Genomic DNA, 21,973 nt, shown 5'->3' on the forward strand with positions numbered 1-21,973 from the left:
GTTTATCCGCGCCGCCGGCGTTTGCCGGATTCGTCTTCCGGCTTGGGTTGCAATTCCGGTTTGGCGGCGACTGCTTGGCCGTCTTTCTCGGCCACATCCACCACGCCTCCGTCCTTGACCCGGTCGATGCCGGTGAGGATGAGTTGTTCGCCCGCCGTCAGATTATGTTCGATAGCCACCTTTTCTCCTTCGCTGGGGCCGGGTTCGACGCGGCGCAGATGGGCGATGTTCTCGGCATCGACCACATACACAAACGCACCCTGGGTATCGTGTTGCAAGGCGCTGCTGGGTATCTGCGTAACGTCGTGCAAGGTATCCAGATGCATGCGCACGTTAACAAATTGATTGGCGAATAGGGTTTGCTCGAGATTGTCGAATTGTGCCTTCAGCTTAATGGTGCCGGTAGTCGGGTCGATTTGATTGTCCAGCGCGGTGAGTTTGCCTTCGGCCAATTTCAATTTGCCGCTTCTGTCGTAGGCTTCTATTTTAATGATCTGGCCGCTGCGATAGCGTTTCACCACCTCCGGCAATTTGTCCTCGGGCAGCGTGAACACCACGCTGATCGGTTGTAACTGAGTGATGACGACGAGGCCGTTGGCGTCGTTAGCCCTGACGATATTGCCTTGGTCCACTTGCCGTAAGCCCACCCGTCCGGAAATCGGCGCGGTTAGCTTGGCATAACCGAGTTGCAATTTGGCGCTATCGACCAGGGCCTGATCCATCTCGACATTGCCGCGATATTGTTTGACCTGCGATTCTTGGGTGACGGTTTGTTGGGCGGCAATCGAATCCTGTTCCAGCAGGGTCTGATAGCGGCTCCGGTCCAACTCGGCGTTTTGTAACAAGGCCTGGTCGCGGGTCAGCTGGCCTTGGGCTTGCTGCAATTGCACCTGAAACGGCCGCGGGTCGATTTCCGCCAGCAGATCGCCGGCCTTGACCATTTGCCCCTCGCTGAACGCCACTTTTACCAATTCGCCGTCCACGCGCGGTTTGACGGTGACGGTGCGCAAGGCGGTGACGGTGCCGAGCGCATTCAGATAAACCGGAAAATCGCCACTTCTGGCGGACTGGGTAGCGACGACCGCAGGAGCATCTGGTTGTTCAAAAAAGCGTCGGCCTTTGCCGCCACCGCGCTCGGCTTTAGTATCCGGGGCGGCTTCGCTGTGCTGAAAATAGACGCCGGCACCGGCCAGGCTCACCACTAATAGCGCGCCGGTCCATAGCCAGGGCCGGCGCTTGCTCGACGAGGGGAAATCGGAAATTTGTTGCTTCATGCTTGGATACGCTTAGGTAAGGTTTGCGAGCGGATGGCGCGGATGCCTGCCAGCGAAAAATCCACCACATGTTCGGCGAAGGCGCCGATGTCGCTCATGTCGCTGGGCAGGGCGCGTTGCGGCCGGGCTTGTTGTATCTGTTTCAGGCGTAGCAATTGAAAGCATTGGCCCATGATGCTGGCGTGGCAATATTGCAATTGTTGTTCGCTGGCGTCCTGGCCCAGGCATTCGCGCAGCAAGCCAAACATTTGCTGACGCTGCGGATTGATTTCCTTTTCCAGAATGTCGGCCAGCAAGCGGGTCGGTTGCGCCATTTCCTTGTGAATGATGGCAAAGGAATAGGATTCGTCGTCGGCCAGACGGCGGATTAGCGATTTGATACGTCCAGCCAGCCGTTGCTCAACCGGAGCCTGCCGGGACACGCCGCCGTCGGGCGGATGCTGGCCCAATTCGTGGTTGAAGGCATGCCGCCAAGCTTCCAGATAAAGGGTTTGCTTGTCGCCAAAGTGATAATTCACCGAGGCAATATTGGCTTGGGCCTGCTCGCAAATCTCGGCAATGGTCGCGTCCTGATAGCCTTTCTCGGCAAAGATGCGGCCGGCGGCATTCAACAATCGCTCGCGAGTTTTCTCCGACTTGGTTTTTAGGTCAGTCATGCGTAGTGCTGGAACGATGAGAGGATAAATGTGAAATTGCTAATTCAAATACGCATTTAACAAAGCACGCTACATGCCAACTTTGGGAAGGTGGCGTTTTAAAGGGTCTAGCCGCGATTGCGGCGGGGGATTGCTTGAAATTCAGCAGCGATTGGCTGTGGGGTGTTGATGGCGGGGCAGAACCCACTTTTTGCTGAGGCGCCGGCATTCAGCCGGTGCCTCAATTGTTGATCTGCTTATCGCGAAGCTTTGGTGATGCCGATGGCTTTACGCAGATCGCCTAAGGTCACCACACGCGGACCGTGCAAGGCAGCAATCTGTCCAACATCCAATTTAAGCCGTTGAACATTTTCATACAGATTCAACGAATAAGGGTTCACAGATGTGGGCGCCGGCGCGTTTGCGGCTTGCGGGGTGTAGGCGTCGGCCTCGATCAATATCTTTTCCTTGGGCAAATACACCGCAACGAAGGCATCGTTGTGGCTATTCCCGGATAAAGCATGAATTTCGATATTACGTTTGCCGTCAGAAATCACCTGTTTGCCGGCAAAGCTGAGGAAGTTTGGCGCTTTTTTGGATTTCTCCAGATTGTCGGGGTTAATGCTATGCGGCGCGGCCCAGATTTTTTCGTAATAGGCCTGATTGGGCTGATGGGTGACGATAGTGGCGCCGGCATCGACGAAGGTGCGTAAGCCGCCGCTGTGGTCAAAGTGCGCGTGCGTATTGATCACGTATTTGATCGGCTTGTTGGGGATGGTTTCCTTGAGTTTTTCGATAAGCGCCAAGGAGCGTTCTTCGTTTTGCGGTGCTTCTACCAGCACGATATGGTTTAGCTGCTCGATAGCCACGCTATGGTGAGTACCGCCGGTCAAATAATACACGCCGTCCGCAAGTTTATTGGCTGCGACGATAATGTTCGGTTTCTTGGCAGCTTCGGCAGGCACCGCAATGTCTACTGGCGGGTTGGCTTTTACCGTGGTGACGTTCAAATCCAATACCGGGTAGCCGCCTTGCAGACGCACGATGTGGCTGGGAAATAAGCCGCCGTCAAATTCCTTGTAGTCGCTGTATTGAGTTTCCAGCAAGGTGTCGCCAAGTACCGGATTGTCAATCCAGGTTTTGACCTTGGTTAATTGGTGGCGGGCATTCAGAGTGCCCTGGTAGCGGTATTTGCCGTCCAAAGTAAAGCTGACTTCGGTGTCGGTGCCTTTGTCTTCAGTTTTGGCCTGATGGCTCTGCGCTGCTCTTAAAAAGCCCTGTGGCGTGGCCCATATTTCGGCGGCGCGTTCTTCGCTAGCGGTGGGTTGCGTGGTGATGGCGGGGCTAGCGCCGGCAGCAGCGGGGGCAATATTCCAGGCATACGCGCCGCTGACGTATTGATCAACCTTTTGCTCGGTGGGTTGCGGCCGATTCCGCCCCGGCTCAATCTCTTGCAAACGGCTGATTTGCACGCGGGCGCTGGCGGTTTCGTAGTTGATGTCGGCGGTGTAGTTTTTGACGGCAAACGGCGGCCAGGGCAAGTCGGGATTCGGCGCCTGGCCGAATTGGTACCAACGGCCGGTGCCGCTAAATTCGATGGATTTGAGGTTCGTGACGCCTGCGGCATCGCTGGCTAATTGGATGCTGTTTTGCTGTAGTGAACTACAGCCAGTGAAAATAAGCGCGGTTAAACCGGCCGTTCGGCATAGCAATTTATACATGTTAACTCCTGTTGGTTTGAAATAGGTGTAGGGTTCGGTGCGGGTCAAAAGATGCTGTTTGCCGCTAATGCCGGCCGGTTGGACAGTGTCGCTACTGGGATTTTCCGCGCTGATTGATTTCAATTGGAGCTGAGCTCAGCAAGAGCTGTGCCGTTTAACGGTAGGCCGCAAATTCGGCGCAACCAGGGGATGGCTTATGTTGATACGAAGGGCGATATGCTGCTCAACTAGCAACGTTTGCTGCTTAGGTGTTTATGCAGAATCAGCTCGGTGTGCCGTGTCGGGCCCGATGATAAAAACAACACGGGAGTGCTTGGCAGTTCGTCTTAGGCATATTGTCTTTATGCCAATATCTGAAATAGACATCGAAATATATCGTTTTTAAAGAGAGTCTGGCGCTGGATAGAATTTCCCTAAGCTTGTCACCGAGGGAAACCTTCTATGTCGTTTGCAAAAAAATCATGGGCCTTGTTGGGTTCTTTTACCGCGCTGGCTGTGTGTGTGCCCACCGCGAATGCCACCAACGGCTATTTTGCCCACAGCTACGGCGCCCGGAGTAAAGCCTTGGCCGGGGCCAGTACCGGTTTTGCGCAGGATGCCATTGTCTCGGCGATAAACCCGGCGGGTCTGGCCTATGTGGGTGATCGCCTGGATTTGGAATTTGAACTATTCAGCCCGCATCGTGAATACCGCGTAAATGGCGCCGGCATGTTGGCGACCGGATCGGTGGAAAGCGACAGCGAGTATTTTCCGGTGCCGACCTTGGGTCGGAGTTACAAATTGGATGCCGAGCAAACGCTTGGTTTGGCCATGTACGGCAATGGCGGTATGAACACCGATTACAAACCATTAGTCAACGGTAATGGCTTGTTTAGCGGCGCGAACGGCACGTTTGGCGCCGGCCGTACCGGTATCGATATGGCCCAGGCCTTTATCGTCGGCACCTACGCGCATTCGTTTGCCAACGGCCGGTATGCGCTGGGGATTTCGCCGATTTTCGCGGCGCAGACTTTCAAGGCCAGAGGCTTGGGTACATTCGGTCAATTCGGTTTTTCCAGTGAACCGGATCATTTATCGGATCAGGGACGCGATTATTCGTTCGGTGCCGGCTTCCGGATAGGCGGATTGGCTGAGTTGCTGCCAGGGCTGCGCTTGGGTGCGTCTTACAAAAGCCGCATCTATATGTCTAAGTTCGAACGCTACTCCGGGTTGTTTGCCCAGGGTGGTGGTTTTGATATTCCGGACAGCTTCAACGTTGGTTTGTCCTGGGACGTTAGCAAAGCGCTGACCGCCAATTTTGACGTGGAGCATATCCGCTACAGTGAGATTAAATCGGTTGGCAATACCTTTCAGGGTAATTTGCTGGGGCACGCCGACGGCCGAGGCTTTGGCTGGAACGACATGACGATTTATAAAGCCGGTGTGCAGTGGCAGCAAAGCCAGGATTGGATTTGGCGCGGCGGCCTGAGTTATGGGCAGCAACCCATCGAAGGTTCCGAGGTGTTGTTCAATATTCTCGCGCCTGGAGTGCAGGAATGGCATGTGACCGGTGGCCTAAGTCACGCACTGAGCAAACAGGACGAACTTAGTTTTGCGTTCATGTATTCGCCGCAGAAAACCATCACCGGTCCAAATCCATTGAGTCCGGGGCAGTCCATCGATTTGTCGATGAGCCAGTTTTCGCTGCAATTCGGCTGGACGCGGCGGTTTTAATTCATTCAGGGCGCTCCTCCCTCTCAAGCGCCGTGAAGGCGCTTCTTTTTTAAACGATTGTTACAAAATATGCCGATGACTTTTCCCGCTGCTAACCGGATTGCCAATCTTAAACCGTCCGATATCCGTTTGATGACCCGCGAATGCGAACGTGTGGGCGGGATCAATCTGGGGCAGGGCTTGGGCGATTTGCCGGCCCCGGCCTTGGTGCGGGACGGTGCGATAAAGGCTATTCAAGACGGCCTCAATACCTACACTGCCTCGGAAGGTGTGCCGCCATTACGGCAGGCGATTGCCGCCAAACTGAAGCGCGACAATGGTTTGGACGTCGATCCTGACAGCCAGATCGTGATTAGCGGCGGCACAACGGGGGCGTTTGCAGCCACCTTGACGGCGCTGTTAAACCCAGGCGACGGTATTTTGCTGATGGAGCCTTACTACGGCTACCATCTGAATACGATTTTGCTCAACGGCCTGGAACCGCAGTTTTTAACCTTGGCGCCGCCGACATTCGCGCTCGACGAAACGGCGTTGCGTGCCGCCCTGAAACCCAATACCCGGGCAATCGTGGTTTGTACGCCCAGCAATCCCAGCGGCAAACTCTTCAGTGCCGCCGAACTGGCAATCATCGAGCGAGTAGCCGAGCAGCACAATTTGCTGGTCATTTCCGACGAAATCTACGAATACATCACCTACGACGGCGTGCCGCATATTTCCCCGGCCAGTGTCGGCAATCTGGCCAAGCGTACGGTTAGTATCATGGGCTTTTCCAAAACCTTCAGCATTACCGGTTGGCGGCTGGGTTATGCGGTAGCCGAACCGGCATTGGCGCAGGCGATAAATTTGGTTAACGATTTACTTTATGTTTGCGCACCGTCGCCTTTGCAATACGGTGCGGCAGCCGGTTTGCAGGCGCCGCCGGACTATTTTCAGCAGCTCAGGACGCAGTATCAACGCAAGCGCGACATCATTTGCGCCGGCTTGCATGCGGCTGGTTTGACGCCCTTAGTACCGCAAGGCGCTTACTACGTATTAGCCGACATCGGCCACTTTGGTTATCCGACCGCCAAAGCCGCGGCGCTGGCTATATTGTCACAGACCGGTGTTGCCAGCATTCCGGGCAGCTCGTTTTACCAAAGCAGCGCCGGTGAAGGCTTGGTCCGGTTTTGCTTTGCCAAAGACGATGCTACCTTACACGAAGCTGTGAAACGGCTAAGCAAATTTCGCGTTTAGTGCATGCACACCAGGCAACAATGGAAATGCTTACAAACCGGATCGTGGAATGAAGCATCGATAATCTAAACATCTTCGCATCTTCAATTGCCCATGTTACGCGCCGTTGCCTTAACAAAACACTTTCCCGGGAAACAAGTCATTGCAAACTTTTCGTTTGCCTGGAGTAGCCCCGGTATTTATTTAATCGCCGGCCCCAATGGCGTGGGCAAATCAACCTTGCTGGCGATGCTGGCCGGCGCGCTGGCCGCCGACGCCGGCGAAGTATTTGTCGGCGACGCCGACCTCAGAAACAGCCCGTTGTCGGCACGGCGACGCTTAAGCTTCTGTCCCGCCGACTGCCCGGTGTTTCCGTTTCTCACCGGCCAAGACTGGCTGGGGCTGTTAGCGTCCGTACGCGGACAACTGAATCGCCAGGTTTTAGATCAGCTGATGGATGGTTTTCAACTGCACACACACTTGCAGACCCGCTTCGATCAACTGTCGCTTGGCACGGCCCGCAAGATTTTATTGCTTGGCAGCATCGCCGCCGATACGGAAATATTGCTATTGGACGAACCGAGCAATGGCCTGGATGCCGGCTCACTGGTGGCGCTACAACAGGTTCTGAGGGAGCAGGCCCGGCAACGCCTGATTATCCTGTCTTGCCACGAACCAGCTCAACGGCAGGGGTTCGACATCATTCCGGAGCGGACCCTGTCGTTGTCGTGAAATCGTTTGCGCCCGGCGGCATGGCGTTATTTTTCCGGTTGTTGGGCTGGCGTTTACGCTTTTACGCCGATGCCAGCCTGAATTTGCTGATTCGGCGCTGGCAAATCTGGTGTTTGTTGCTGTTTAGTCTGTCGCCGGCGGATATGCCGTTAGCGGCGCAGATACAGGTCTTGGCCAAACCGGTTGACTACCTGTTGACCGGGTCCGAGACATTTCCGGCTTGGCTGGGCATGTCAGTGCTGGCGGCGGCCTGGACGTCGGTGCAAGCAGACGCGCTACGCGGCGGCGCGCCATGGCATTATCTGCGTTCATTACCCCATATCGGGGCCTTGGAAACAAAGCTCGACGCATGTCTGTTGTTAATCGCCGATTTGCCGCTGTTACTGCCGTTTATCGCCTACGAATTCAGTCGCTATCACGCCATTCGGGATTTTGATGCTGACTGCCTGCTGGCCGCGGCATTGGCCGCGCAGTTATTGCTTATTCAACAAGGGCTGTTGCGTGGCGCGACGTTGTTTGCATTTTTGACCTTCGCTATCTCGCTTTGCGCGCTAGAAATACACGGCATTGACGGTTCCGGCATTGCGGTGGCGGTTTTACTTTTAGCCGGCCCAGTCTCTGCAGCCAGATTACAAACCCGATGGCGTAAGCGGATAGTGACCGATAAGCCCGATCCAAGCCGTCATTTCGCCAAACTATCCCCTCACTATCGTCCGTTCATCAATCTAGTACTGATCAATCTACGTAGCCTGCTGCAGCACCACGAACTCAGCGCCCACTTGCCGCTGCTGATTTATCTGGGCACCGTCGTCTGGTTCGGCAATATCTGGCAGCGGATTGGCTTACAAGCACCGGTAGCTACCGGTTTACTGCTAATCGGCGTGGTTCCGTTGCTGCTGCAAACGTCTAGCCTGGAAATTACCCTTCGTATCGGCCGCAAACCCCTGCAAGCTTTGTATACCTCACTGGGCATCAGCCAACAGCATTTGCTGTTGGCTGATTTGCTGACTCTGGAAGCACTGTTTACACTGCTGACGCTGGTACCTATTGCGATGCTGCACCCTATCCTAGGCATTCGCGCGGTATTGATTCTACCCGTGGGCAATATTGGCTTGGCCGCTTTGACTTGGCTTTATGCACTGGACCAAACGCACCATCCGAGAATTATCCCCAAGCTGATGGTGTCGATTTGGTTTTTAGCCATGTGTTACTTATTTATCCCTTTTTAAAATCAGCTTTAACTAAAGACACCGCACCCATCGCCAAATTTCTGCCGATTAGCTTGTAAATCAACAACCATCCAGCAATTACTGTTTGTATATCAACATACAATTAGCAGTGATCCAGATTTTTGTTTGCGCAAACAACGACTTGAAAAATGGCACATAAATTGACTATTGAAAGGAATTAAGCATTCATTGAACGCCATGTCCAAACCTACCGTTTCCCGACTTGCCAGCACCCGGATTCCCACGGCGTATGGCGACTTTCAACTCTGCTATTACAGCAACACCCTGGATAACAAAGAACATCTGGCTTTTGTGATGGGCAAGGTCTGCGATGCGGAAAATGTATTGGTGCGCATCCACTCCGAATGTTTTACCGGCGACGTGCTGGGTTCCAGACGTTGCGACTGCGGCGAACAACTGGATCGCTCACTGCAATTGATCGCCAGCCAGGGTACCGGTGTTTTAGTCTATCTGCGCCAGGAAGGCCGCGGTATCGGCCTGTTGCAGAAAATGCGCGCTTATAACTTGCAAGACCAAGGTTACGACACGGTGGATGCCAACCTGCTATTGGGGCACGGCGCCGACGAACGAGATTACTCGTTGGCGGCCCGCATTCTGGAAGAGCTGGGCGTCAAGTCGATACGCCTGATGACCAACAACCCGTTAAAGATTCAAGCTTTGGAAAGTGAGGGCATCCTTGTCAAAGCTCGTATGCCTTTGGAAACTGCGGTTAATGCCGACAATCAAGGCTATTTGCTGACCAAAGTTCGGCGTATGGATCATCTATTGCAGGTTAAACCAGCACCTATCAGGGTATCCGCACATGATTGTGAACCAGCAGATTGAGCGCTGGCTGACCGCCCAACAAGCGTTTTCCGAATCAGCGCAGCGGCCTTTTGTCACACTGAGCTATGCACAAAGCTGGGATGGCAGTATTACCACGCGCGCCGGCGAAACCTTGGGCTTGAGCGGTTCCGAGTCGCGGCGTTTAACCCACCAACTCCGCAGTTTACATGACGGCATCCTGGTCGGTATCGGCACGGTGCTGACCGACGACCCGCAATTAACGGTGCGCGAATGGGATGGCAACAACCCGCAACCCATCGTCCTGGATAGCTGGTTACGAACACCGCCGACCGCTCGCCTCTGCCAACGCAAGGATAAAGAGTGCTGGCTGTTAACCTGTTTAAAATCCAACGGGACATTCGGCGGCAACGCCGAAATCATTACCTTAGCCGGCGATGACGATGGGCGCGTTGACCTGTCGGCAGCACTGCAACGGCTCTGGGAAAAAGGCATCCGGACGCTGATGGTAGAAGGTGGCAGTCAAGTCATCACCGCCTTTTTAAAGGCGCAATTGGCGGATGCGTTGGTATTGACCATAGCGCCGACTTTAGTGGGCGGTTACAAGGGCGTCGGCAATCTGGACTTAGGCTGCAAAAGCCAATTGCCGCAAATTCGACCATTACATTCGCAGATGCTGGGACAAGATTTGATCATGTGGGGGAATCTGCATTATCTCGAGCCGGCCTTAGCGTGAACGCTCAACAACTTTGGTTTACCAAGCCCCGAGAGGTGGCAATCCGCGAGCAGCGCTTGCCGCCGTTGCAGCCTGGGCAAATTCTGATTAAGAGTCTTTGCTCTGCCATCAGCGCTGGCACGGAAATGTTGGTTTATCGAGGACAATTGCCCACCGATATTGCGTTGGATGCTTCGCTGGCAGCCTTGCAGCAGCAAAAGGCTTATCCCTTGCAATATGGTTATGCCTGTGTCGGCCGCGTTGAACAGATAGGCGTTGGCGTTGATGCGGCCTGGCTAAATAAGCGCGTGTTTTCATTTCAGCCGCACGCCAGCCATTTTATTGCCACGGCAGATCAACTGATCGTGTTGCCGGATGATGTCGAACCCGAGGCTGCGGTATTTTTAGCCAACATGGAAACAGCCGTCAATCTGGCGCTGGACGGTGGGCCGGCGCTGGGGGAGCGGGTGGTCGTTTTAGGGCAGGGCATCGTTGGCTTGCTGTTATCCAGCGTGCTTTCACGTTTTCCGTTGGCGCAATTGCTGGCTTTGGATGAAATCAGCAAGCGCCGCAATTACGCTGAGTGGCTGGGCGTACATCACGCTTTCGATCCAAAGTCAGAAACTCACATAGCGAAATTGAAAGACGCTTTGCAATTGCCGGTCGATTTGTCTGCAACTCCTGATTCCGGTTGCGATTTGATCTATGAAGTCAGTGGTTCGCCCGAGGCATTGAATCTGGCCATCGAATTATGCAGCTATTCCGGGCGTATCGTGATCGGCAGTTGGTACGGTAACAAATCCGCTGCTGTGCAACTGGGCGGCGTGGCCCATCGTAATCGCATCAAATTCATCAGCAGCCAAGTCAGCAGCATTGCACCGGAATTATCCGGACGCTGGGATAAAGCCCGACGCTTCCAGCAGGCTTGGCAGATGATTCGACGGGTGAAGCCGCAAGCACTGATCAGTCATCGCATTCCAATCGACCAAGCCGCAGACATTTACCAGTTGCTGGATCAAGCGCCGGAACAAGTCTTACAAGCCGTTTTTATTTATTAAAGCCCCGATCCATTTAGGAAAGACCAAATGTACAGCGTAGCCGTCAGCCGAGACTTTATCGCCAACCATTACTTAATCGGCGGCGATTGGGGCAGCGAAAATCAACCCCACGCCCACCATTACATCGCGGAAGTGCGTATCGATGGCGAGGAACTGGACCAGCACGGCTACCTGGTGGACATCGTTGCCATCGAAGCCGCCTTGGATGAAATCGTCGCCGACTTCCGCGACCAAATGCTCAACGACAAGCCGGAGTTTGCCGGTTTAAATCCCAGCATCGAGCACTTCAGCCGGATCATCTGCGAAAAAATCGCGGCGGCTGTCAATCCGCCCGGCACCGGTAGGCTACGGGTAAAACTCTGGGAAAATGCCACCTGCTGGGCGGCTTACCGTTTGGCGTTCTAAACCGGCAAACATCATGCACATTGGCTTGCTGGTCGTTGGCGACATGAATAGCGTCAGCGGCGGTTATTTGTATAACCGCAAGTTGGTATCTTACCTGCAAAGCCAAGGTGATCAGGTCAACATCATCAGCTTGCCACCGCGTAATTATTGGCGGCTGTTGGCGGAAAATATTACCGGCGATTTGCTGGAGAAAATCGCCGCAGCCAAGCCGGATATTCTGATTCAAGACGCCATGGCGCATCCGGCCGTGTTTTATTTGAATCGGCGCATCAGTAAACAACTCGACATCCCGATAATTGCCCTGGTGCATCTGCTAGCCAGCATCGACCACGCACCTTGGTATAGCCGCTGGCTGTACCGGCTTATCGAGCGCCGCTATTTACAAACGGTGAACGGCATCATCGCCAACAGCCGGACCACTTTAAGCCAAATCAATGAGCTACTGGCCGGCGAATTACCGCCACACTGTATTGCGGTGCCGGCCGGCGACAACTTTGCCAATGTAAACGTTGATCGTACAGGTATCTTAAACCGCGCGCTGGAGAACGTACCGCTGAGAATATTGTTGGTGGGCAACGTCATCCGCCGCAAGGGTTTGCATGTGTTGCTCAAAGCCCTTAGCCAACTGCCGGCACAGGACCACCAACTCAGCGTGGCCGGACGGCTGGACATGGAACCCGGCTATGTCGCGCAAATTAAAACCTTGATTCGCGATGCCGGATTGACCCGAAGCGTGTCCTTGCTCAACTCCGTGCAAGGTGAAGCGTTGGCCGATTTGTACCGGCAACATCATCTATTAGTCATGCCGTCCGCTTACGAAAGCTACGGCATTGTTTATGTGGAAGCTCAGCAATTCGGCTTGCCGGTGATCGGCACAAGGGCTGGCGCTGCGTGGGAGATTATTCGTGAGGGGGAAAACGGCTATTTGATCGAACCTGAAAATCATGGCGCCTTAGCCAATTTATTGCACACCCTGCATTATGATCGGCGGCTACTGCATCAATTGGGCGCTAACGCCTTGCAAGCCTACGCCGGCCACCCAAAATGGGAGGCAAGTTGCGCCGGCATCAGCGCGTTTTTATCCGGTCAAGTAACCGGGCAAAACCGATAAACGCTCAGCCGTTGGCCAACAACCGCGTGCGCCGGCTGGCAAGTCCCTGTCGGGCGCAGCTATCGATGTAGTGGTGCAGCGCCACCTGAGCATTGGTTTTAGAGGAAAACGGCCCTTTGCGGCCTTCCCGAGTCAAAAAATACCAGGCAGGCAGCCCGGTACTAGGATTAACCACGGACAAAAATCGTTCGGTGCGAAACATAGTTTTTTCTTTGTAAAATCTTGATATAAGAAAACTCATACCATTATTTATGCCATGTTTTTAAGCCTTGCCGAGCCTGACTTTATTGCGCCGGATTAGAAAAAAATTGTTGCTGGGGATGCTGATACTGTTGGTGGGGTGTTTGGAAAACAAAGTTCGGTGAGTGTCGGCTTCCGGCGGGAAAGATTGCTAGCCATCCATGGCTAGCAATCGCGCCTACACCGCCACGTGATTGCCTTCGGCGGCCCTGGCCGTCCGCGTCACCTCGGCTTTGACCCAGCAAGGGGTCAAAGCCTTGCCTCTCGCATGACTCGACGCCGTTTCGCGATGCCTTGCAGTTTTTCTTGTCGAAAAACCGCCCGGCGCTACGGCTTCCAGGGACTACTCAACCTTCACTCGCTTGCGCTTCGTTTCCAAGGTTTCGCAGCGGTCGTGGTTTTAAAGCGTTTGATGGGGTTCGCTTCGATCTACCCATCCTACATCCTGCTGTGTTAGGTGGCACTTAGGTACTCCAGAACCTGAGATTCTGAGCAAAGCCTGAGGCGCTGCCCTTTGAATGATTCGAATAAGGCAAGATGTGCCGCATGGCCACTCGAACCCTGCCGTGATGAATAGTTTTCCGCCCACTGAACAAGTTCGCGGAGACCCGCTTCGGACTGCTTACGATCCATGTGTGCTTTGCTTTCTGAGCCGCGTAGTTCCAACCTCTGCTGACAAACAACCCAAGGCAGCTCAAGCCAAATCAGCGCGTCCGCGGACTGTAAAAACTGGTGCGCCAAGTTGCCGTAGACGCCTTCGACAATCCAGTCACTCGCTGCTCTCGCGGTATCAATAATGCGCGAAACTTCTGCCGTATCACGCTTTTCGTTGAAGCCGCCAGGAAGCCAAAAGATTTCGTCGAGGTGCAGCACTGGCGTTGCCTTTTTTTCGGCGAGACGCTTTGCCAACCAGGTTTTACCGCTCCCGCTATTTCCGACTATGACTGCTCGCATGCACGCCCTAACGCTCGACATAAGCATCGCGTATGCCTTGCTCAACAGTATCTATTCTCAAAAACACAGCCTCCAAATGAGAGGCAAGAGACTTGGCTAGCGTTGTCTTTCCTGTTCCAGGCAGCCCCGAAAATATATACAGATGATTCCCTTCAAATTTCACGATTCACTCTCCCTGCCTCATAACGTAGAGCTAACCGGGCTCGGCACGAAAAATTGAGTAAACAAAACCGCATAACAGCGCTCCCCTTGCGCATCATGTTAGACCAGATGAGTGATTACAAGGCTTGCCTCCATGTTTTCCGTTCGGCTTTTCCTCAATTTCAAATATCTCGAAGGCCCCCCATGGTCCAATCTTGTCCCAATTAGCCTGCCATATCCTAAACAAGGAAAAGTCCTCGGTTTGCATTAGTTGAAAACATAGGTTCTCATTCAGAACCCGCCAGCTCTCCAAGTATTCCAGGCCATCAGGTAGCAGCCTCCCGTGCTCCTCGAAATGTGCATACACCTTTCCTTTCCATCCTGGTGAAAATTGCTCAATTACCATGTAGCGCTTCATCAGATCGCCCCTCGCCTCTTAGAGGTCTAACAAGTGCCATAGGATGTGCTGAACGGAGTGAAGCGCATCATTCGCCAACGGTGGGCCTCGTTTCGGAAGCCCACCCTCTCAAACCAACCTAATCCGCCGCAAAGCAATAAAAATAGCCCGCGCCGCCGGTGCTGACCAGGTTTTCCTGGCTGCAGCCCTTGCTGTCGTGGGTGGAGTTCCAGGAGACGTTGCCACCGGTGGCACCGCGATTGGTGCGGTCGGAGTGGCCGACGCGAACGCTGCCTTCGCCGCTGCTGGTGTAGTTTTTACAGGTGTGGTCGGCAGCATCGGTGTAGGCGCGGCCGTCCGGTTTGGAGCCGGTGATTAGGTCGTGCTGGTTAGGTGTAGCGCCAACACCATTGATCTGCGCGCCTTTTTCGGTGAGGTTGGTGGTGCGATGCACGTTGTTGCCCAACTGGCCTAACTCCACGGTGTCGCCGTGCAGGTGTGCAACGTCGTTCGCGACAATCGCGCCGTTAGCGTTGGCCCAGGGGCCGTTGCCGATCCGGTCGCGGGCGTTGACGGCGGGTTGGTCGGCTGTGGCCTGGGTGCTCAAATAGGCGCGCCAGGTGCGGTTGCCGGCACCGACGTCGGTCGCCAGTTTCTGGCAATGCGCATCCGCGCCCGCCAGGCCGCCCAAATCCGCGCCTTTGCCGGAGCCAACACTGGTAACGAAAAAGCCTAGCGGTGGTTTGGGGGCGTCGCTGGGGGCTTGTTGAGCGAAGGCAGTGTTGGCGCTCAGAACGAGCAGGCCGGCAACAAAGCTAGTTTTTTTCATGCATTTTCTCTCTGGTTATGGGTTATCAAAACGGATGCCTTGAGCAAGGTTCCCGCTCCCAAAACAGCACTAATCGTGCCGTATTTAATCGCCAGGGAATTCCGTTGTTGAACAGAGTGAATGCCCGCCAACTGTTGCGATTCAGACAGGGTTTGCTGATACCCTGCCTTTAGACAAGCACTTTCGCTACCGTCTTGCCTGTAACACGCGCAAGCAGCCCAAGCCGCCGATGAGCATAATCGCATCGCGCAGACGCATTAACGCAATCAAGCCAATGGCTGCCTCGGCGGGCCAACTCAAATATTGAAACGCCCAGAATAGCGCCGCTTCCAACGATCCAACGCCGCCCGGCAGCGGTAACAAAAATGACAGGCGCATCGCCACCAAAACCACCAGAAATGCAGACATATCCAGGGCAAAATCAAATACGCCAAGCAGCAGCCATAACTCCAATAGCAAACCGGCCCAGCCGCATAGAGAAAATATAAAGGCTTTGCATAAAGCCGGCTTACCTGCCGTTACGGCAGCCTTTAAGTCACTACCCAAGCGCTGCCAATGGGTTTCGATGTTTTGCAGGCGCGGATGCTGCTGCCAACGCCGAGCCAGGCGCTTTAGCCAAGTCAATATCCGTTCCGGCTGCTTTAAAATAATCCAGCCAAATAGGGACAAGATCAGCAAGATAGCGATCAGACTCAGCAAGATTTCTCGCCAATTGGCGACAGCGCCGGCCGGTGAAGCTAGCAGCAATAGCACCGCGAAGACCAGGATACTGAAGTTGATCCACAGCTCGTAAAACCTATCCAGGCCCAAACTCAGTAACGCCCCGTGCAGCGGCAAATGGCAGCGCTTGTACAACCAGAAAATCTGCAAAGGCTCGCCGCCGAACTGCGGGCCCAGCGTGATGAAACTGACGGCTTGGCCGGCTTGGCGAATCATCAATAACTGACCAACGCCGACCGGTAATTTCAGCAAATCACTCAGCACCCACCAGCGCTGTGCCGCCATTAAGATAATGACCAGATTCAGCATTATCCAGCCTAGCCATTGGTTGAAAGAAAGTGTGCCAATGGTCAAGGTGATAGCGGTGAGAGGCAATTGACTGAATACCGCTCCGACCAGCAGCAATGCCGGCAACCACAATAAAATTGGAAGTGCTTTAAGCCAGTTCATCAGGCCCCGTCATAACGTTGAATCCAGTCGTCGCCCCATCGCCACAGGCTATAACGGCCGGTGCCCAGCAATAAAATCCAGCTGGCAGCGAAGATCAAACCATAAGACACAATAGGGTTACTGTCGTGCGGATAATGCCAGCCCAAGGAGACGATCACGATCAAGGCTCCCAAGCGCCCGGCCAAGCCAAGCAAAACCAGCACAGCGCCTAGCACCAGCAGTTTGCCCGCTGTGTCGATGGTATCCGGTATCAGTAAAACCAGCAGCAATGGTACTAATAATCTCAGCCCCGGCTGAAAATACTGCGCGCTGCAATTTGCCAAGCGCTGATAGGCCTGGGGCGTTAACCGACCGCACACCACCCACCAGTCCGCCGCGAATCCGAACAGCACCGGCAGCATGAAGGCAATGCCGGCGATAGCGGTCAACTCGGGATCCAGCAGCGGCCAGAGCACTAAGGCGACGAAAGCCATTTGAAAGCCTGCCAAAGTCCGACGCAAAGGATTGCCCGGCAAGTCGTATAAGGGCAAGCCTAGTAGACTACGGCGCTGCAAGCCCCACCGATAAACATAGTAAGCCACGCTCAACAGTAGATAAGAGAGGTGCAGTTTGCCCAAACCGATTGCCAATAGCGGTGCGATCACTAATCCCAGCGCATCGAAAGTAATGTCCAATTCATTGCCCAACAAGCTGATCTGTCGGCTGCGGCGAGCCGCAAAGCCGTCCAACCTATCTAGGATAGCCGCCAGCGTGTAAAACAAAGCCGGTAGCCAAAGATAAGCGGCAAGCGTTTGCTGCATAAACAAAAAGCCGCCGGTCAGCGCGATGAATCCGCCGCGCAAGATAGTTAAACGGTTGCCCCAGCCGAGACTACCGTAAAGTGGCGCTTCCAAACTGGCGCGGTTCAACGGTAAACGCCGCCATACGCATAGGCAGACATAAGCCCAGATTAGACTGGCGCGAAACAGCCAGAGGCCGGCAAGCTGCCAATCTTGGACAACGCTTAATACACCAAAACCGATTAGTAATACTCCCAAGCCTAATTGGGCGATTACGCGCAACTCCTGCTGCAGAAAATTTAAGTTGGCATTCTGGGTTCGTTGCATGTGTTTCTCTTACTGATTCGGATTGACCGATAAGCGCAAGCAGAAGCCGTGCCAGTTTGGCGTTATTTTTGCTACCAAGCACTGTCAACCTTAAACACTCAACATCACATCCGGTCTAGCATGCCCGCCTCAGGAAACTTAAACTCACTTTATCGGCAACGGTTTTGCCGGCCAAATTTAACCCTCTTGCGGGGATATAGATGCTAGGCGACAGTAGGATTTTCCATGCTGACCCTACTGATCAACTCGCAACTGGTTTGAATGGTTTCGCGGTGATTTATGTATTGGCAGCGTTACTTATCCCCAATCGCCTGAGCGCGATCTCGTTGGCGGCTTTTGCTTACCTGCCGTTGGAAGCGCTATTGCTCGGGCTGGCGCTGCTGGCGCTGGGCCGGGTAGGCTCACTGATTCGCCTAGGCGCCGCCGGCCTGCTGGCGACGGGGATCATCTTTAAAATGGCCGACATGGCGGCATACCAGGTTTTTGATCGGCCATTCAACCCGGTACTCGATTCCCGCTTTCCGGCGGATGGCATGAATCTACTGCAAGGCACCATAGGCGGGATTGGCGCCATCGTCGTCGCCGGTTTGCTCATCGCCTTGTTGCTGAGTATTTTTTGGCTGACCAACACCTTACTGCGCCGGGTACAAACGCTGTTGCAAAGTTCGGCACAAATTAGCGGCATAGGTTTAATAGCCGGCCTTTTGGCGTGGGGCGCATCCGCCTTCGCGGATTGGTCATACGCCGGCAAACCGTTTTACGACCTAATGGCCCAGCACGTTGTCAGTATCCGTAGCGGCGTGGCCGATCAGGAAAGTTTCAACAACGTCGTCGATAGCGATCCTTATGCCGCCGTGCCGGACAACGCATTGTTCGAGAAATTGAAAGGCAAGGATGTGCTGGTGGTGTTCATCGAATCGTATGGCCGGACCGTGCTCGACAAAGCCGATTACGCCGCACATATCCGCCCCCTATTGCAGCAAAGCAGCGTCGACTTGGCCGCAAACGGTTTATCGGCGCGCAGCGCTTACCTGACCTCGCCGACGTATGGTGGCATCAGCTGGCTGGCACATGGCACCTTGATGTCCGGTTTATGGATCAATAGCCAGACCCGCTACGACCGCTTGGTGATGAGTCAACGCCCATCGTTGAATCGGTTGTTCCATCGGGCCGGCTGGCGCACAGTGGCCGTACAACCCGCGCATACCATGGCCTGGCCGCAAGGCGAATATTTCGGTTACGATCGCATCTATGCCGCACAGGATTTGGGCTACAAAGGCCAAACCTTCAACTGGATCACCATGCCGGACCAATACACGCTGTCGGCCCTGCAAGCCTTGGAGCGCAAACCCGGAGCGCGCCAACCGTTAATGGCCGAGCTGGCATTGATTTCGTCGCATGCGCCGTGGACGCCGTTGCCGGAATTGGTGAACTGGGACCAGGTCGGCGATGGCAGCATTTTCAATCAAGCCCGAGTCGGCGATACCCCGGAAGTGGTCTGGCAAAATACCGAGCGCATCCGCGAACAATATCGAAAATCCATCGAATATGCGCTGGCTAATATCGTCTCCTACGCGATGACTTATGGCGACGATAACCTGGTGATTCTGGTGCTGGGCGACCACCAACCGGCACCGTTTGTGACCGGCGAATTGGATAGCCACGATGTGCTGGTGCATCTGATTAGTCGCGATAGCAAGGTGATGGATGCAATAAAGGAGTGGCAATGGACGGACGGCATGCTGCCGGCCAGCGATGCGCCCATGCTAGGCATGGATAAATTACGGGAGCGATTTATCGCGGCGTTTTCCCGATAAATCCGTCATCGACCATTCTAAGCTTCGTGCCTGTTCCGCCATCCAAACCTCTGTCGGGTGCAAGAAACGTGGAAAATTCCGGATTTTGTGCCACTGATATTGAAAAATTTCGAGCCCATCATTCCGATAGAGCAAGTTCGGCCAATTCCCGCCGAATGGAACAAATATGCCTATGACAAATGCCCAGTCAAAGCAGACGTAGGGTTTGGTGAGTTTACGAACCGCAACAATCGCGACAGTAGCGGTACACGCTGTTTGCCACATTATACGTGCTACTCCGCATCTCCTTCCAAGTTGGCATCTTTCGGTTTTAAGAGGTTGTTCCACTTCTCCTGTGTCTCGTTTCTTTGCTTGATGGCGTCATCGGCAACACGCCTAGAAGACTTAAGAAATTTCTCTGCTTGATTAACGGCTATACCGCTGCTCTTCAACTTACCAGCAACCTTGATGGGCTCACTATTTTTTACCTGATCCTCATCCTTCAGATTCTTGAGTTCACTTTCAAGATAGTCCCAAAAGTCCTGCAACGTGTAATGCGATTCTGCCTTAGTGATCGTTTCCTGCGCCGCATAAAAATCGGGAATAACCACCGATTGACGCAAGTCGAGCCATTCCACAAGCTTCTTGTTATTTCCGTTGCTGGCTTCCTTAAGGATTTTTAGCGCGTGCATGACGGGTAGTTCTTCTGAAACGGTAAGTTCACAGACCGGAAGTAGGTCCAGCATAAGGTGAAGGGCGGTGTCTTCAAATTCACCGTCCACCAAACCACCATGTGCGACCTGATTCCTCAACACCGGGAACAAGAAAGCATAGTATTCAAAGAAGAAAAATCTTCGTATCCTTTCATCAATATGCTGAAGCTTGTCGTTCAGCGATGAGATGTCTAGCTGCTTCTCGGAGACGCCGATTTCTCTGCATATATCAGCAAAAATTCCCTCAATTTGTAGGGGGGCCATGCTTACAAATGAAATGTAGTCCTTCTCATCGAAGTGACGCAGCATTGTTTCAATCACCTGTTTTCGGTCGAACAGGATATGGGACTTCTGAACCAGATCTGCAAGCTTTTCCCGAATACTTGGAAATTCACCAGAAGCACCGTTGATATAGTCAGTCGCATATCGCTTGAACTTTTCAGGAGAGCTTTTGCATTCTTTCACTAACGCTCGGTAGTCTGAGACGGGCAGATCCATAAACTTGTTGGAATACACGTTCAACGAGCAAACATCATATGGATCGGCAAGCACCCAACGAGCTCGACGACCGAATGCATAAGGGCTATCTCCGAACAACGATAACCCCATGGAAACAAAAGGCAAACGTTGAACAGAGGCTTTGTCTATGGCATGTTGCTTAATCTTGTGTGTCATGAAATCAACGATTTCATCTTTGGCAACAAGATTCTTCTTCTCGAAATATTCCAGTTGATTTCTGTAATAACGCTCGTCCGCAGCCAGACGACCATCCTTCATCTTTTTCTGTTCAAGCGAATCAAGTTCTTTCTTGATATACGAGAGGTTCTCCGCCAGAGCGATTAAGTCCTCGTTCACTCGGATAGCGAGTTCAGTGAACTTTGTCTTCGGTTCAACTTCAAGGTCAAGGTATTCTTTCTCTACAAAATTCCAAAAGCTTTCAGAATCAGCAGGTATATTTTTACGCCAGGAGCATGCTTTGTAAGTTGACTCAAGTTCTTCATCATTAGCAGTGGGGTGGAGATCCAAGAGTTCGCTCAGAAAGACCTTTGCAAGCTTTCTCTTTCCAATCGTTAAAACATCGTTTTCGTTCAGAATCTTAGCTCTCAAGCGAAGTATTTCCCCGATAGTAGTTGAGTTGTCGTAAGCCATTTTCCAAATAGACCTGTTGTATTTAGCGTTGATTCTCTCAATCGTTTATCGAGCAATGCAAGGTCGTAGGGCGGATAAGCGAAGCGTCATCCGCCTATAATGCGTCAATTATCCTGTTCGCCCACTTCGAATGATGCCAAATCTAACCCCGCCCAATTTAATGGATAAATATCCATCTTGACCAAGCGGTGAAAACTTGAATACGGCCAATCTTTAACCGCTGTCGCCCAACCATGCTTGACCGGATTATGATGAATATAATCCATATGTGCCGAATAGTCGGAGTCATCGATAATGGTATGCTCCCAAAAACGATGTTGCCATATGCCTCGCTCGTGGCGCTTTATTCTGGTTGCTGAACGATATTCGGTTTTAGGGATTGCTTTGGAGAAGGCTTTTTTTATCGCCCGCCATCGGTTGGAATATAGATCGTCACCGGCCGGTAATGTCCAAATCGCATGCATATGATCAGGCAAAACCACCCAAGCATCGATATACCCATAGGGCACAAGTAAAATGGCTGCTTTTCCCGTACCACTCGTACCGCTTCCCGTAACGCTACAATATGGTCGATCAACAGCATCGATTTGCGCTCGAGCAGGTTAACGGTGAAAAAATAGGTGCCGCCGGGAATGCGATTGCGTCGATAGTTTGGCATGAAAAGAGTTTAACCGATTTGGCGGATGACGCTACGCTTATCCGCCCTACAGCCACCTTGAAATTGTGAACAAACTGCCGGGATCAATGGGCTACTGTAAGGGCTAAATTAGTCGCTCACCAGAAATCGGGGGCTGTCCACAACGGGTCGATCGTGACAGTTAGCCACTCTCAAATACCGACATTTTTTACCTGTTGAATCATATCGGAAT

21 protein-coding genes and 1 pseudogene are annotated in these 21,973 nt (G+C 53.3%); 10 read left to right on the forward strand and 12 right to left on the reverse strand.

Annotation, left to right across the window (positions count from 1 at the left end; all coding sequences use genetic code 11):
* Positions 1-2 precede the first annotated feature (2 nt).
* From ACMXD4_RS10260 to ACMXD4_RS10270, 3 genes are all read right to left on the reverse strand, one after another.
* Positions 3-1,274 (reverse strand): MdtA/MuxA family multidrug efflux RND transporter periplasmic adaptor subunit, encoded by a 1,272-nt coding sequence (locus ACMXD4_RS10260; protein ID WP_171695598.1) that lies wholly within the window; start codon positions 1,272-1,274, stop codon positions 3-5.
* Positions 1,271-1,930, reverse strand: coding sequence for a CerR family C-terminal domain-containing protein (locus ACMXD4_RS10265; protein ID WP_171695597.1), 660 nt, complete (start codon positions 1,928-1,930; stop codon positions 1,271-1,273). Before ACMXD4_RS10265 ends, ACMXD4_RS10260 begins: the two co-directional genes overlap by 4 nt.
* A 236-nt stretch (positions 1,931-2,166) precedes the next feature.
* Positions 2,167-3,630 (reverse strand): MBL fold metallo-hydrolase, encoded by a 1,464-nt coding sequence (locus ACMXD4_RS10270; RefSeq protein ID WP_415880681.1) that lies wholly within the window; start codon positions 3,628-3,630, stop codon positions 2,167-2,169.
* A gap of 441 nt (positions 3,631-4,071) precedes the next feature.
* Here ACMXD4_RS10270 and ACMXD4_RS10275 point away from each other — a divergent pair, with 441 nt between their 5' ends.
* From ACMXD4_RS10275 to ACMXD4_RS10315, 9 genes are all read left to right on the forward strand, one after another.
* Positions 4,072-5,343: an OmpP1/FadL family transporter gene (locus ACMXD4_RS10275; protein WP_415880682.1), complete on the forward strand. Its 1,272-nt coding sequence runs from the start codon at positions 4,072-4,074 to the stop codon at positions 5,341-5,343.
* Positions 5,344-5,418: 75 nt separating this feature from the next.
* Positions 5,419-6,576, forward strand: a complete 1,158-nt coding sequence (locus tag ACMXD4_RS10280; protein WP_415880683.1) for a pyridoxal phosphate-dependent aminotransferase — start codon at positions 5,419-5,421, stop codon at positions 6,574-6,576.
* Positions 6,577-6,669: 93 nt separating this feature from the next.
* A complete protein-coding gene (locus ACMXD4_RS10285) occupies positions 6,670-7,287 on the forward strand; it encodes an ATP-binding cassette domain-containing protein (RefSeq protein WP_171695593.1) in 618 nt (205 codons plus the stop codon).
* Positions 7,284-8,516, forward strand: coding sequence for a hypothetical protein (locus tag ACMXD4_RS10290; protein ID WP_171695592.1), 1,233 nt, complete (start codon positions 7,284-7,286; stop codon positions 8,514-8,516). Before ACMXD4_RS10285 ends, ACMXD4_RS10290 begins: the two co-directional genes overlap by 4 nt.
* Positions 8,517-8,714: 198 nt before the next feature.
* Positions 8,715-9,362: a GTP cyclohydrolase II gene (ribA, locus tag ACMXD4_RS10295; RefSeq protein ID WP_415880684.1), complete on the forward strand. Its 648-nt coding sequence runs from the start codon at positions 8,715-8,717 to the stop codon at positions 9,360-9,362.
* Positions 9,340-10,056 carry a RibD family protein gene (locus ACMXD4_RS10300; RefSeq protein ID WP_415880685.1) on the forward strand — a complete coding sequence of 239 codons (717 nt, stop codon included), beginning with the start codon at positions 9,340-9,342 and terminating at the stop codon, positions 10,054-10,056. The genes ribA and ACMXD4_RS10300 overlap by 23 nt, the downstream gene beginning before the upstream one ends.
* Entirely contained in the window at positions 10,053-11,093 is a 1,041-nt protein-coding gene (locus ACMXD4_RS10305; RefSeq protein WP_415880686.1) for a zinc-dependent alcohol dehydrogenase, read from the forward strand. The genes ACMXD4_RS10300 and ACMXD4_RS10305 overlap by 4 nt, the downstream gene beginning before the upstream one ends.
* A gap of 27 nt (positions 11,094-11,120) precedes the next feature.
* Positions 11,121-11,498: a 6-pyruvoyl trahydropterin synthase family protein gene (locus ACMXD4_RS10310; protein ID WP_171695588.1), complete on the forward strand. Its 378-nt coding sequence runs from the start codon at positions 11,121-11,123 to the stop codon at positions 11,496-11,498.
* A gap of 13 nt (positions 11,499-11,511) precedes the next feature.
* Complete coding sequence (locus ACMXD4_RS10315) at positions 11,512-12,609, forward strand: glycosyltransferase family 4 protein (protein ID WP_415880687.1); 1,098 nt, start codon at positions 11,512-11,514, stop codon at positions 12,607-12,609.
* A 4-nt stretch (positions 12,610-12,613) separates the two neighbouring features.
* Here the strand turns inward: ACMXD4_RS10315 and ACMXD4_RS10320 are convergent, their stop codons facing one another.
* The 7 genes from ACMXD4_RS10320 to ACMXD4_RS10350 all read right to left on the reverse strand — a co-directional run bounded on the left by ACMXD4_RS10320 (position 12,614) and on the right by ACMXD4_RS10350 (position 17,446).
* Entirely contained in the window at positions 12,614-12,811 is a 198-nt protein-coding gene (locus ACMXD4_RS10320) for a DUF6316 family protein (RefSeq protein ID WP_415880688.1), read from the reverse strand.
* 491 nt (positions 12,812-13,302) lie between these two features.
* Positions 13,303-13,758, reverse strand: a complete 456-nt coding sequence (locus ACMXD4_RS10325; protein WP_415880689.1) for a hypothetical protein — start codon at positions 13,756-13,758, stop codon at positions 13,303-13,305.
* Between the two features lie 52 nt (positions 13,759-13,810).
* On the reverse strand, positions 13,811-13,966 hold the full coding sequence (locus ACMXD4_RS10330) for an AAA family ATPase (protein WP_415880690.1): 156 nt from the start codon (positions 13,964-13,966) through the stop codon (positions 13,811-13,813).
* A gap of 93 nt (positions 13,967-14,059) precedes the next feature.
* Positions 14,060-14,362 carry a DUF3303 domain-containing protein gene (locus ACMXD4_RS10335; RefSeq protein ID WP_415880691.1) on the reverse strand — a complete coding sequence of 101 codons (303 nt, stop codon included), beginning with the start codon at positions 14,360-14,362 and terminating at the stop codon, positions 14,060-14,062.
* 118 nt (positions 14,363-14,480) lie between these two features.
* On the reverse strand, positions 14,481-15,170 hold the full coding sequence (locus ACMXD4_RS10340) for a hypothetical protein (RefSeq protein WP_033156368.1): 690 nt from the start codon (positions 15,168-15,170) through the stop codon (positions 14,481-14,483).
* A 186-nt stretch (positions 15,171-15,356) separates the two neighbouring features.
* Positions 15,357-16,340 carry a lysylphosphatidylglycerol synthase transmembrane domain-containing protein gene (locus ACMXD4_RS10345; RefSeq protein WP_415880692.1) on the reverse strand — a complete coding sequence of 328 codons (984 nt, stop codon included), beginning with the start codon at positions 16,338-16,340 and terminating at the stop codon, positions 15,357-15,359.
* On the reverse strand, positions 16,340-17,446 hold the full coding sequence (locus ACMXD4_RS10350) for a CDP-alcohol phosphatidyltransferase family protein (RefSeq protein WP_415880693.1): 1,107 nt from the start codon (positions 17,444-17,446) through the stop codon (positions 16,340-16,342). The genes ACMXD4_RS10345 and ACMXD4_RS10350 overlap by 1 nt, the downstream gene beginning before the upstream one ends.
* 200 nt (positions 17,447-17,646) lie before the next feature.
* Between ACMXD4_RS10350 and ACMXD4_RS10355 the strand changes: the two genes are divergently transcribed.
* Entirely contained in the window at positions 17,647-19,263 is a 1,617-nt protein-coding gene (locus tag ACMXD4_RS10355) for a sulfatase-like hydrolase/transferase (protein WP_415880694.1), read from the forward strand.
* Positions 19,264-19,535: 272 nt separating this feature from the next.
* Here ACMXD4_RS10355 and ACMXD4_RS10360 read toward each other — a convergent pair whose 3' ends face one another.
* Positions 19,536-21,104: a hypothetical protein gene (locus ACMXD4_RS10360; protein WP_415880695.1), complete on the reverse strand. Its 1,569-nt coding sequence runs from the start codon at positions 21,102-21,104 to the stop codon at positions 19,536-19,538.
* Positions 21,105-21,208: 104 nt separating this feature from the next.
* Positions 21,209-21,762, reverse strand: a pseudogene (locus ACMXD4_RS10365) (REP-associated tyrosine transposase).
* Positions 21,763-21,973: the final 211 nt, after the last annotated feature.

This window comes from Methylomonas sp. TEB (assembly GCF_047777895.1).
GTDB lineage: Bacteria > Pseudomonadota > Gammaproteobacteria > Methylococcales > Methylomonadaceae > Methylomonas.